Raw genomic sequence first — 12,610 nt, 5'->3', positions numbered from 1 at the left:
TGTTTGCAAGAGCGAGCCTATAACTGAGAAGGGATTCACCCACGCGATTTACTCCCCCGCGAGCACTTCCAATTTCATCTCCACGCCTGAAGGCAAAATCTGTGCAACACGCTGACGCAATCCGCTGTCCGTATGGATGCGCTCCGAGAAAATCGCAATAACGCCGCGATCCTCCCGCGTCCGGATCAGACGCCCCATCCCCTGGCGCAGCCGCAGCAGCATGTAGGGGATGTCGACCTCTTCATAAGGCGCGTTCGCCGCCTCGCGCTTGCTATTAAACACCGGGTCGTTCGGCGGAAACGGCAACGACCACACGATGACATTCGAGAGCGAAGGACCTGGAATGTCGAGCCCTTCCCAGAGCGACACCGCGGCCAGCACGCTGTGCTCGTCTTCTTGGAAGCTCGCGATCAGATGCGAGATTTCGCTATCGCCTTCGTACAGGAAGCGAAGATTAGCAACCCCGGCTTCCTTGCCAACCTCCCACTTGAATTGCTGCAGCTCCTGCTGCGACGGGAACAGCAGCAACGCCCTTCCCTCGGTCCGCTGCAGCAAAGGCACCGCCGCGGCCATCTTCTCGGCGAACGTTCCGCCTTCCGTCCATGTCGGCACGACGACCTCCATCCGCTCCTCATAATCGTACGGAGAGTCCACCGCAAAGGACAAATAATCATCCAGTCCGAGACTGCTCGCCATGTAGTCAAAGCTGCCGTCCACGGAAAGCGTGGCGGAAGAGAATACAATGGGCATGCCCAGCGAGAAGACGTGCTCCCTCAGCACTTCCTTGACCGTCCTTGGCATCACGACCAGGGACAAGCCCGTAATGCTTTCTGTTGCCCAGCAGATAAAAGAATGCTTTTGCCGGAACAGACCGAGCGCCTTCTGCATCATTTCGAGATGCTCTTCGACGATTTTGAGCTGATAGTCGTTTAGCGTGAACATTTCGCTTTCAAAAACAAGCTCTTCCTCGATCTCGGACAGCACATCGCAGAGCCGGTGAATTTCCACGAGCAGTTCGTCGCTCATCGCGACCTGCTTGCGATCCGAACCTGCAATCGGCCGGCAGCTCCGCTCCAGCACATCGAACATGCGCTCGCTTTGGTCGATCGCCCGGTCGATGCACACCGCCAGGGACTCGCGGACCTCGCCTTTCAGCAGGCGAACGAGCAGCTCCTCGAACACGATGTGCTTGAGCTTATACGTCAGCGCCTTCTGCGCCGCCGACTCCATCAAATGGCCTTCGTCGAACACGACGGCGCAGTGCTCCGGCAGCAATGGGAGCTGCCCCTCCCTTTTGCGGCTGTCATACGTCCAGAGATGCTCCATGTAAAAATCGTGCGAGCAGATAATCAGATCCGCCGCTTTCCGGTAAGCCTCGCGGGAGAGTGTCTGCCCGCAGCGATGTCTTTTTTCACAGACAAAACAATCCTGATACGCGTCCCAATTCATCCGCTGCCACTGCCCATCGTTCAGATGCGGGTACATCTTCCGGTCACCGTAGGCATAGAAGCGCTGCAGCGCTTCCCGCGAATGCACAAAATCAGGCAGCTCCTCGTACAACTCGCGATACAGCTCCGACTCCTCGTGCCCAAATCTCGCTTCGTCCAGCTTTTGCAAGCAGATGTATTGATCTGGCGACTTGGCCAGCCTCGCATCAATTTCGAGCCCCAAGTGGCGCGACAGCTTGTCGATGTCCCCGCCCGGCTTCACCAACTGCTCAATGAGCGACTCATCCGCGCAGGCAATAATGGCCGGTTTGTTTTTGTAGCGTGCGTAGCACAGCGCATAGAGTAAATAAACGAGCGTTTTCCCTGTGCCGACACCGGCCTCCGCGAAAATCACTTGCTTCTCCGCAAAGGCGCGCTCCAGTTGAAACGCCATATAAATTTGCTCATCCCGCACTTCAAAGCCGGCTTCCGGCAAAATATCATAAAAAATATCCGCAATCCAGTCGGAAACCTGCTTCATATAAGGCTGACTGCGATCATACGCAAACGGGTAACGTGCCACCTTCTGTGCCTCCAAACTCTCTCTAAGGAATCAAACTTTAATTATCCCACGGTTACACCGAAAATGCAAAAAAAACTCATCCTCCCTGCCGAAGCAGCAAGCATGAGCCCTGCCTTTATGCCAAGCTGAAGCGCTCGCGGTAGCCGCATTTACGACACAATTCTTCGACGACTTCTCGGCGGGAAAAACCCTCAAACAACCGATTCGCTCGCTCGCCCTCGATAATATCCGAGAACGGCGTCTGGTTGATATTGCCCAGATTGATAACGCCCTCTCCATCCAGACAGCATGGAATGACGGTGCCATCCACCAGAATGCCCGCCTGATTCCTAAGCGCGTGACAGAAGCCCGGACCCTCGATCTCCTGCGCTTTTAAATCCGGCCATTGAAACTCGTGATCCTGATTTAAATACACGCGATCTCTCAGCTTCAAGCCCTCGCCGCGGACGAATTTTTCCTCAATCTGGTAGTCCAGCTCGAATGTGCGCTCCAGCATCTCCAGAATCTCACGGTTGCGCTGCCGCTCCGAATTCGTTTGGTTGTCCTGCGTGAGGTTCCACAAACGGAACGAGATAATCACGTTCGAGCGTTCGATGATCTCCTTCACGAAGTTCAGGATGCTCATCACGTAGCTTTCCTTGTCCTCCGACCCTTCGTGCCCATCGAAGCTATGCAGCGAAAAATTCATCTGCCGCAGCGCCGGCTTATCAAGAAGCTTGTGCCGATTTTTGTTAATCAACGTGCCGTTCGTCGTGATATTGACTTTAAAACCTTTTTCATGCGCGATGTCGAGCAGCTCGTCAATCTTCGGATGCAAGAGCGGCTCACCCTTCACATGCAAATAAATATGGCTCGTATGCGGCTTAATCTGATCCAGAATGTCCGTGAACGTCTCTTTCTTGATAAAATTCGCCTTTCGCTGCGTTTGCGGACAGAACGTGCAGGCCAGATTGCATACGCTCGTAATTTCAATGTAAAACTTTTTGAACTTCTTCATGTCAAGACTCCGATCTGGCTGTATCTCAAAACTACTAGCTATTATACCAACTGCGCGAGAGGATGGAAAGGCAAACTCCGTCGCTTAGAAAAACAGCTTGATCATCCAGCCGATAAAATATGCCGACGGGACAAGGAACACTTGCGCGAGCAGGGTCCCCAGAAAGCGGGTTGTCATCAGCAGCGCGTAAATTTTGCCAAGCTGATCCCGACGCTTTTCGTCGTGCAGCGCTTTATCGGTAATGAGTCCCAGCTGCGGATCGATGAATATGGTGAGCAGGATCGTTGCAATCCCGTTAATGAGGCCCGAAGCCTGCGACGCGGTCGTTGCGTGCTCTGGAAGCAAATGCGCCGCGTAAAGCGAAGCAAGCACCCCGACGGAATAAAAGGCCGTCACGACAATGTTAATGAACAAGAACCGCTTAGATACCCCCAAATACCGAAATTGGCTAAGTCGAAACGTCGGTTTGCGGATATATTTGGCCGTGTTCTTCAATTGCTGGACCGTTACACTGGAAATGAGTTTCGGAATGGAGCCGGTCACCTCCAGACGGGCGATGACGCGCGCGCTGAGATGGATGCACGACGGGAACAGCGCGATTCCGATGATCGTGCCGATCGAGGACGCAAGTAAAGAAATGCGGAGAAACTCCAGTAAGTCGAACTCCGCATGTTTCTTCGCATAGTCCACAAAATGAGCTGTCATCGGCCCCTGAATCATATTCGCCGTCCGCGAGACGAGTACGACAATGCCGACCAGCGACAAGGCAACTGCGAGCTTGTTAACCTTGACGCCGGCGTAGCGGATCGAATACGAGAGCGTCTCTGCGGTGTGAATGATCATGGTTAAAAGAAATACGGTAATTAACGTGGTTAACATAATTCACCTTCAGCAGGTTGGATTGTCACTAAGCACATGCGTGACTCTCCTTCTCAATTCGAGCAAAAGGGAGCATTTCCTGCTGTTTCCAGTCAGGGGATGCTCCCTCTTTTTCAAGCTTTCCGCTCGTCGCCGTGCCACAGCTCGCGGAACGTCGGCGAGCTGTGCAGCAGCTCCGCGGAGGTGCCCTCCGCTTCGATGCGGCCTTCTTTCAGCACGACGATGTGATCCGCTCTGGCGAGCGCTGTCTTGCGGTGCGAGACGACGAGACACGTCGCTTCGCGACGCCGCTCGAACATGCGCTCCCACAGCTTCTGCTCCGTCTCGACGTCCAGCGCGCTGGACAGGTCGTCGAAGACGTACAGCTCGGCGTCGCGCACGAGCATCCGCGCCGCCGCGGTGCGCTGCGCCTGGCCGCCGGACAGCTTCACGCCGCGCGGCCCGACGACCGTGTCCAGCCCTTTCGCGAGGTGCTGGACGTCCTGCTCCATCACCGCAGCGTGCAGCGCCTGCGGCAGACTCTCAGGCCCCGCCTCGGGCTGCCCGAGCAAAATATTGTTCCGCAGCGTGTCCGAATACAGCCGCGGGACCTGCGCCGTGTACGCACTGTGCGGCGGCGCGAAGAAGGTGCCCGGATCTTCGACGGGCACGCCGTTCCACCTGACCGTTCCCTCCCCTGTGGGCAGCAGCCCCAGGAGGGAACGGATCAGGGTCGTTTTGCCCGAGCCGATCGTTCCCGTGATGACGGTGAACGATCCCCGGGGCAGGCTCAGGTGAATGTCATGGATGCCTCGCCCCGTATCGGGGTAGGCGTAGCTGAGGCCATTCACCTCGAGCTTCTCCAGCGGCGCCGGAGCGCCCACTGCTCTTACAACGGCAGCGGGCTCCGCCCCCTCGCCCTTCAAATGCAAGGACTTCGCCATCGTCAGCACCTTGGCCGAAGCCCCTTGCAGCAGGAATGTGAGCCGCTGCAGCGACACGCTCATTTGCTTGAAATACGTAATGAACTTGCCAACATTCGTAATAAACTGCGTCACGAACGTGAGGTAATACACGAACAGCGAGAGATCGCCGACGGTAAAAGTGCCGGCACGCATTTTAGCCCCGGCCAGCAGCAGAAGCAGACCTGTTCCCAGGTTCACCGAGTTGGAGAATACGGAATCCAGCAGTTCGCCCATCAGCTTGTCCTTCAACATCGCTTTCCGGCGGTTATCACCGGACCGCGCAAAACGCTCAATCACTCTGCGCTCCGCCCCGGCGACCTGAATCGCCTGCACGTTGCCGAACATTTCGCTGATCTCGCCCGTCACCTTCGACGTCGCTTCGCGGCTGGCAGCGCGGTACTTCTGCAATCTCACCGTCGCGAGCTGCGCGGCAGTAATTACAAGCACGATCGGCATAAAGACGAGCAGTGTCATTTGAGCATCGATGCGAATGAGGATATAGCCTGACACCAGTGCAAAACACGTCAGTCCGAACACGTCAACCGACCAGCTCACGGCTTCCTCGGATTGATCGACATCGTCCCGGAAATGGGAAATTGCTTCGCCCGGCGCCACCGGAATCGCCTGCGCGCCTGGCTGCTTGAGCACATGCTCCAGCAGATTGCGGCGCAGCAGCATGCTCATGCGGAATCGGAAGTTGACGTCGGTGATAAACCCGATGATGATCAGCATCATCCGTCCGATTGCCGCCGCCATGAGCAGCGCAATCAGCCCCCAGACGCCATAGCCCAGTTTCGCATGCCCTGTGAGCGTATCAAAAAATTCCTTTGTCACAAGTCCCGGCGCAATCGGCGCCAAATAAATCAGCGTCCACATCACCGCATTCATCGTATACCGCATCGGTCTGTAAGCGATCAGTTTCCATAAATATTGAAATGTGGTCATGCCAGCACCTCCTCAAGCCCGGTCGAGAGCAGATGCGAGAAGCGGGAACCCGGATTGGCGGCGAGCTCCTCTCTCCGTCCCGATTCGATCACCTTACCATGCTCCAAAATAAGGATATGATCCGCGCGCTGCACCGTCGCAAGCCGGTGGGCAATCATGATGCAGGAGCGCTCATCCAGCAGCTTCGAAACCGCCTTCTCCATGCGCTGCTCGGTAAGCGGATCCAGCCTCGAGGAAGCTTCGTCCATAATCACAAGGCCCGGCTTCGTCAAAAACACCCGCGCAAACGCAAGCAATTGCGCTTCCCCAGCCGATAAGCTGCCCCCGCCGGAGGCGAGCATCGTATCCAGCCCCTCCGGCAGCGCATCAAACCAAGCGCCGAGGCCGAGCTCGCCCAGCACCTCGATAATCGTCTCATCCGCGATTCCGTTATCGAAGAACGTTAAATTATCGCGAATCGTGCCCTGCATGATTTCGATGTTTTGCGTCACGAGAGCGACATGCTTGCGCAGCTCAGTGAGCTTGCAATCGCGGATATTCGTTCCGCTCAGGGAAATCACGCCCTGCTGCGGATCGTAAAAGCGCAGCAGCAACCGCGCCAGCGTAGACTTCCCGCTGCCGGTTCTACCTAGCAGGCCGAGCACTTCGCCCGGCTTCAGAGCAAAGCTGAGCTTCTCCAGCGTCGCCTGGTCACCGTCATAGCTGAACGTGACGTCGTTGAACTCGACGCCAAGCGGCCCTTGCGGCAGCTGCGCGCCTTTGCCGTCCCGGATGTTCGATTCGATCGCGAACAGCTCCCGAATCCGCGAAATGCTGGCGTCCGCTTTTTGCAAATCCTCCATTTGCGTACGGATTTTTTCAATCGGCTTGGCCAGCAGCTCGGTGTAGAAGAAGATCAAGTACACGGTGCCGATTGAGATTTCCCCTGCATGCCAGAGATAGGCGCTGATCGCGAACGCCATCGCATTCCCTAGTGCAAACACGAAAATCGACGTGTTCCACATCGCGCAAAAGCCGAGGAACGCTTTGATGCGAAGCGGCAGCATTTTTCGCAGCATGGTGTAGAAACGCTCCATCACATAGCCGACAGCCCCGTTCGCGCGAATGTCCTCTGTTCCCTCCAGATGCTCGCCGATAAAGCCGTAAAACTCGGCATTCGCCTGCCGCCACTTCGACCAGACAGGTACAGCAAACTTCCGAATCCACTGGATGAGATACACGGCAAAAACGACGAACAGCGCCATCCCTACCCCGATCAACCAATTTTCGCGGAACAGCAGCACGATGATGCCGGTCATGAGCAGCAGATTGCCGACCAGATGAATAATCATAGAGGAGAAAAAATTCGCAAGCGCATTCACATCGCCGTCCACGCGTTCAATCAGCGAGCCCGAAGTATGATTTTTGTGAAACGACATGTCCAGCGACAAGCAGTGCGCCGCCAAATCGACGCGGAGCTTGTTGGTCGTGGTCCAGCCGAGATTTTCGCTGAAATATGTAGCAGCGACCGAAACGAGCTGCTGCACCAAGGCAAATCCGATAAACAGCAGCGCCGCGTTGATCAGCGGCTGCATCGCCCCCTGCTGCCCAGCCTGATCAATAAAATAGCGGATGATTTGCGGATTGACGAGCTGCAGTCCGATCGAAGCAAACAACAGAATCGTTAAAATCAGAAGTGTTCCTTTTTGCGGGAACAAATAACGACCCAGCAACTCCTTGTATTGACCGGCGTTATTTTTATTGCGTACAGACTTACTCATGCCAAAGAGGTCCTCCGTAGAATTAAGTGACGTATAGTCCATCATACTTCATTGGATCGTGATCGACAACGGAGAGTTTGATTTCATCCAAACTCTGCCACACAAGTGCTCTTTGCCATTTTATTTTAAAACGCCTTTCCTATCGTGTCATCTTTTTGCACCTAGCGCGACGCCTCCTCGGACTACCCTCTGCTACCCGCTACGATATAATGAAGAGAGCATCTTATTTAAGAACTGGAGGCATCACGAATGAAATCAAATATTCGAATTGGCATTATCGGCAGCGGCGGCATTGCCGGTGCGCATGCGAAAGCTTATAAGCAAATACCAGACGTCGAAATTGTCGCCATTGCTGACATTCTTCCCGGTAAGGCGGAGCAATTTATCGCCAATCATGAGCTGCAGGGCGCAGCAGCGTTCGAGGATCTTAACCGAATGCTAGAGCTGAATCTGGATGGCGTCAGCGTATGTACGCCGAACGTGGCCCATCACCGGGCAAGCATCGATGCGCTGCAGGCAGGCAAGCACGTGCTAGTCGAAAAGCCGCTTTCCGTTACACTGCAGCAAGGTGTTGAGATGGTTCAAGCCTCCAAGCAGACAGGCAAAATGCTAAGCGTCGGCTTCCAGCCCCGCTATGATCCCAATATGGTTGCCATCAAAGATCTGGTCCAGTCTGGAAAGCTCGGCAAAGTTTATTATGTAGAAACCGGAGGCGGGCGTCGCAGAGGCATGCCGGGCGGCACCTTCATTAAAAAGGAACTCGCCGGCGCTGGCGCTATGGCTGATATCGGCTGTTATTCACTGGATATGGCGCTCAATGCGCTCGGGTATCCGAAGCCGCTCACCGTCTCAGCCGTTACCTCCAATTACTTCGGGACCAATCCGAAGTATCACAAAGAAGCGTCCGCCTTTGAGGTCGAAGATTTCGGCGCCGCCTTTATCCGCCTCGAAGGAGACATTACCTTGCAGTTCAAAATCTCTTGGGCGATGCACATGGACACGCTCGGCGCTTCGTATTTTCTAGGCACTGACGCCGGGCTGAAAGTCACCACACCTTATAACGGCAGCCCGTGGAACGGCGTTTGGGACGGCGGCGTAGGCTCGATCACGATGTATCATGACGAAATCGGGAGACACGTCGAGACCAATATCCCTGTACTCCAGCATCAGGTAGATCGGTTTTTTGAAAAAGTGAACGATTTCGTCCTAGCAATTCGCGAAGAAAGACCAGCGCCAATTCCTGCCGAACAGATCCTGTTCAATCAGGCTATTATCGACGGCATTCTACGTTCCTCCGAAACCCGCAAAGAAGTGGACATTATGATCCCTGAATTCTAAATGCAAAAATAAACAAACGCCGTGCATGAGGCTGCCAACTTGGCGGCCTTGCGCACGGCGCATTTGTGACTGATAGCTCCCAACTCTTATGTTATCATTGTAGAACTTGATTGTTACGGAGTATAGCTGACCTTGACATCATCAACATGCATTGAGCTGGCATTGCCACCTATCGATGAACTCACCTTGTCAACCTTCGTCACTCCGGAATAACGATAATTCCATTGTGAAGCCTTCAGTTCACCATTTACGTATACATCAAACTTTTTAGTAGCCGTATTGATGACCACCTTTAGACGATAAGGCACACCGTTCGTAATTGAGGTCAATACGTTCGTTTGAGTACCGCCGTTATACCCCCAGATTCTGCCGTTCTGCATGATGAGATGGGCGGCGCTGCCATTCGAGGTAAGTGAGCTGTCTGCAACGATCAAGGCATTTTTCCAATTGTTATCATCCGCGGTTACTGTCGCTTCTGCCATAATTATACTCCCTGCTGGCGCGTTGAACACCTTATAGGCTTCAGCTTTCCCGCTCGTTGAGGTTGTTGTCAATTGAACCGCTTTGTCGTTCGGCGATCCGCTCTTGGTCTGAACGATACCTGTATTACCTGCTATACCTCCATTATCGAACACCCAACCGTTTTGTCCATTCAAATTGCCAGCTGTCATGCCATTAAAGTCTTCATTAATCAGTTTGACTAACGTAAGGGGTTCATAGGATACTTTCACATTGTCAACACGCATCGAGCTGGCATTCCCGGCGATCGAGGCAGAGAACTTATCGAGCGTATTCACCGCGTAGCGGTAATCCCAGTTCGTCGCCAGCAGCGCATCGTTGACATAGACATCGTATTTTTTCGTAGATGTATTGATCACGACTTTTAGGCGGTACGGTTGGCCGTTCGTGATCCCCGTTAACACATCGGTTTTCGTGCTGCCGTTATAGCCCCAAATTTTGCCCGCTTGCATCACAAGATGAGCAGCATTATTGTTGGACGTTAAGCTGCTGTCTGCCACAATGAGCGCATTCTTCCAGTTAGCATCATCCACCGTGACAGTGGCTTCCGCTGTAATATATCCTCCTTGTGGGGCGTTAAAAAGGCGGTATGCTTCCGCGCTGCCGGATGTCGAGCCTGTTGTGACTTTCAGCGATTTGGCCGTGTTGTCAGCATTGTCAGGCTGTACAACAACGGTATTCGCTGCCACGCCGGCGTTATTGAAAATCCAGCCATCTTGACCTGTCAATGTACCAAGCGTCATCTCGTCAAAATTTTCGTTCACCGTGTAACCGGTAATTTGACCAGCCAATGGAGTCGCAAAATAAGCCTCGATGCTTTTGCCACCGGCACCATTCACATTGACCGTAAGCGTGGTTGTACCGCCGCTTGTACTGGCCGTAATCCGCGAATCCTTATAAACCACAGGTCCAAGATTCTGCGTAAGCGTAAGTTGAATTGTGCCCGTATTCGCCATCGTAGGGTCGGCTACGGAAACTTCGGTTCCGTTCTCCGTCGTGCGAACCATCACGGACGCTTTTTTGTTGCTCGTGACGCCGCTCACCGTTTTTACTGCATCATTCCAGAAGTTAACTGCTAGGATGCCCAGGGCATTTTCCTGCACAGCTTGTGCCGCACCTGAGTTCTCAATGACCGTGATGTCCGGGTTAGCGGCATACGTATCCACTTCATTGCTGGTCTTGCCAGGCAGCAGCACATAGGCGTATTGACCGTTTGTCGGATTTGTACCGTGATCGAACCATAAATTCATATAGTTGCGTGTAACATTCGTGGTGTAATCGGTGCCAAGATTGTAGAGATTGATGCTTGACCATTGGTCTGTTCGCGCTTCACGCAATCCTTTCAGCGTTGTTGTCGTTGGGAAGTAGTAACCAACATCCGAGCCGGCTACACTTCCGGCCAAATGAATGCGATTTACCCCCGTCATCGTTTCGCTCAACCGAGAGCAGATGATTTCGCTGCACCGTTGACCGTGAGCGTATTGTTTCCGCTGCTGTTCAGCTTGCGGTTATCGACAATCGTTTCGACAACTTTATTGTCTGTAGACGTAATGCCGGAACCTAAATTCACGATTTCATCATCAAACATAAACCAGGATTTTTTCGCTGTGAGCGTGTAGCCATTGGCCGTGTATTGCATGCCAGTCGCTCCGTACAAGCCTGAGATTTCTGTGCCTCCGACCCAGCTATTCGGATTTTTGGCGTTAGCCGTTGCCGTCGTATTCTGATTGACGGTCGTACCTGGCATGCGATAACTATTGACAGTAGGCCAGAAGGAATCTTTATATTGTTTCAAATCCGAATTATACAGATAGGTCATCCCGTCTCCGGTATGCCAACCCCTTAGATTAACATCATTAATCATTTCATAATTGCCGATTCTATTGGAAGACATGCTGATGCCAAAGGCAAATCCCGGTCTATGGTGTACAGCTCTCGCCATACTCGGGTATTGTTTGTTCATGATTAGCGGTGCTCTCGGGGTAACGGATGGATCAGCCTCGATTTGCTTCGCTTGTACGATATCGCTCATCATAACCAAATCCGCATACTTCGTAGGCGAAGTGGCCTCCAGCAACCATTTTTTAACCATCGATTTATAGGCTGCCCGATCGCTGGCATTGGGTGCGGAGAGTGCCATCCGAACCACGGAAGGCCCAATTGCTTTTATAGAAGTTAATCCTTTATCATCGTCTCTAAACCCAGCTATACCTCTTCCTCTGACATCATCAAACATGGAGTTATTATAATAAAGCGGTTCAAAAGCCGTATAAATCCATTGATAAATGTTATTCACATCGGGATCTACGATATCCCACGAGGACCCAGCTACGACATACATCAATTTAGTCAAATTATCGAGCAAAGCTGTGCCATATCCCCCGTTGTAGGGAATGAGCGCGGTATGTTGAATAAAGGAACCATCGCTGTACACCCCTTCACCCGAAGTTACATAATCAAATACCGAGCTTAGCTGGTCTCTGCCCTCTATAATCTTGGCGCTGTTCTTAACGATAATGCCGCTCGTAATTTTAATGTAGCAAGCCCATACGCGATTGGCTCCGGTTAGACCCGCTCCCCAAGCAAGCGCTTGATAGTCGATGACGGCATGCCAATTGCTAATCTGTGTTGGTGATAAATAGTTATACAACCAAATCGTGATGTTATTGATCACCAGCGGTGAAGTCACCTGCCAGTCAAACCAATTGTCGTAACCCCTTTTCGGTACGCTGGTATTATAGCGATTCGTATACATCCAATCCATGGCGCTGATAATGTCCGCTCGCAAAGTTGCGTTATTCTCAAGCGTTGAACCTCTTGTTACATAAGCGAGTGTCATCGCCTCTAACCGCTGATAGCTTTGGGACACGTGCTCTGACTCCGTTGTCGAGGCCAAATCACTCCACAGATAGGTTCTTCCTGCAGCCTTATTCATCGAAGTCCAGTTTGTCTGCGCCAGCGACGTAATATTGGCGATTTTGGTACTGATGTCCGAGTCATTCGTATCGTACGTAGACCCTCCTGTTGTAAAATCGTAAATTCTAGCTCGTAAAGCGTCATACTCATCTGCCGCATAGGCAGGTTGACTGGGGAGCGCCGCCACATGGACAACCAGAACCAACACCAATACAAGCGCTTTCAAAAATACGTTTTTACGCAATAACATAAATAACCCCTTTCGTTAGGTAATCGAATATTCCACTAGAATATTCCTCTTG

8 protein-coding genes are annotated in these 12,610 nt (G+C 52.8%); 1 reads left to right on the top strand and 7 read right to left on the bottom strand.

The features are described 5' to 3' along the window. Positions 1–48 precede the first annotated feature (48 nt). The 5 genes from ABE504_RS15725 to ABE504_RS15705 all read right to left on the bottom strand — a co-directional run bounded on the left by ABE504_RS15725 (position 49) and on the right by ABE504_RS15705 (position 7,535). The gene (locus ABE504_RS15725) at positions 49–2,010 is read right to left on the bottom strand and encodes an ATP-dependent DNA helicase (protein WP_430090241.1); all 1,962 of its coding nucleotides are present in this window, start codon (positions 2,008–2,010) and stop codon (positions 49–51) included. A gap of 115 nt (positions 2,011–2,125) precedes the next feature. Then, a complete protein-coding gene (locus ABE504_RS15720; protein ID WP_430090238.1) occupies positions 2,126–3,007 on the bottom strand; it encodes a radical SAM/SPASM domain-containing protein in 882 nt (293 codons plus the stop codon). A gap of 84 nt (positions 3,008–3,091) precedes the next feature. Further along, complete coding sequence (locus ABE504_RS15715) at positions 3,092–3,886, bottom strand: lipid II flippase Amj family protein (protein ID WP_430090236.1); 795 nt, start codon at positions 3,884–3,886, stop codon at positions 3,092–3,094. 113 nt (positions 3,887–3,999) lie between these two features. Further along, positions 4,000–5,775, bottom strand: coding sequence for an ABC transporter ATP-binding protein (locus ABE504_RS15710; RefSeq protein ID WP_430090233.1), 1,776 nt, complete (start codon positions 5,773–5,775; stop codon positions 4,000–4,002). Continuing rightward, the gene (locus ABE504_RS15705; RefSeq protein WP_430090230.1) at positions 5,772–7,535 is read right to left on the bottom strand and encodes an ABC transporter ATP-binding protein; all 1,764 of its coding nucleotides are present in this window, start codon (positions 7,533–7,535) and stop codon (positions 5,772–5,774) included. The genes ABE504_RS15710 and ABE504_RS15705 overlap by 4 nt, the downstream gene beginning before the upstream one ends. Before the next feature lie 249 nt (positions 7,536–7,784). Here ABE504_RS15705 and ABE504_RS15700 point away from each other — a divergent pair, with 249 nt between their 5' ends. After that, complete coding sequence (locus ABE504_RS15700; protein ID WP_430090227.1) at positions 7,785–8,873, top strand: Gfo/Idh/MocA family protein; 1,089 nt, start codon at positions 7,785–7,787, stop codon at positions 8,871–8,873. A gap of 113 nt (positions 8,874–8,986) precedes the next feature. On the opposite strand, the gene ABE504_RS15695 is transcribed toward ABE504_RS15700, so the two are convergent. Further along, entirely contained in the window at positions 8,987–10,819 is a 1,833-nt protein-coding gene (locus ABE504_RS15695; RefSeq protein ID WP_430090225.1) for a polysaccharide lyase beta-sandwich domain-containing protein, read from the bottom strand. 8 nt (positions 10,820–10,827) lie between these two features. Beyond that, a complete protein-coding gene (locus ABE504_RS15690) occupies positions 10,828–12,558 on the bottom strand; it encodes a polysaccharide lyase 8 family protein (protein WP_430090223.1) in 1,731 nt (576 codons plus the stop codon). Between the last annotated feature and the right edge of the window lie 52 nt (positions 12,559–12,610).

Source organism: Paenibacillus oryzisoli (assembly GCF_050467285.1).
Classification (GTDB): domain Bacteria; phylum Bacillota; class Bacilli; order Paenibacillales; family NBRC-103111; genus Paenibacillus_E; species Paenibacillus_E oryzisoli_A.
Note: the sequence above shows the minus strand (reverse complement) of the source record. Positions and strands in the feature narration are given on the sequence as shown.

Coding starts and splice junctions, on each gene's coding strand:
- ABE504_RS15720 (WP_430090238.1), bottom strand. CDS start 3,007: ATGAAGAAGTTCAAAAAGTTTTACATTGAAATTACGAGCGTATGCAAT.
- ABE504_RS15715 (WP_430090236.1), bottom strand. CDS start 3,886: ATGTTAACCACGTTAATTACCGTATTTCTTTTAACCATGATCATTCAC.
- ABE504_RS15710 (WP_430090233.1), bottom strand. CDS start 5,775: ATGACCACATTTCAATATTTATGGAAACTGATCGCTTACAGACCGATG.
- ABE504_RS15705 (WP_430090230.1), bottom strand. CDS start 7,535: ATGAGTAAGTCTGTACGCAATAAAAATAACGCCGGTCAATACAAGGAG.
- ABE504_RS15700 (WP_430090227.1), top strand. CDS start 7,785: ATGAAATCAAATATTCGAATTGGCATTATCGGCAGCGGCGGCATTGCC.
- ABE504_RS15695 (WP_430090225.1), bottom strand. CDS start 10,819: ATGACGGGGGTAAATCGCATTCATTTGGCCGGAAGTGTAGCCGGCTCG.
- ABE504_RS15690 (WP_430090223.1), bottom strand. CDS start 12,558: ATGTTATTGCGTAAAAACGTATTTTTGAAAGCGCTTGTATTGGTGTTG.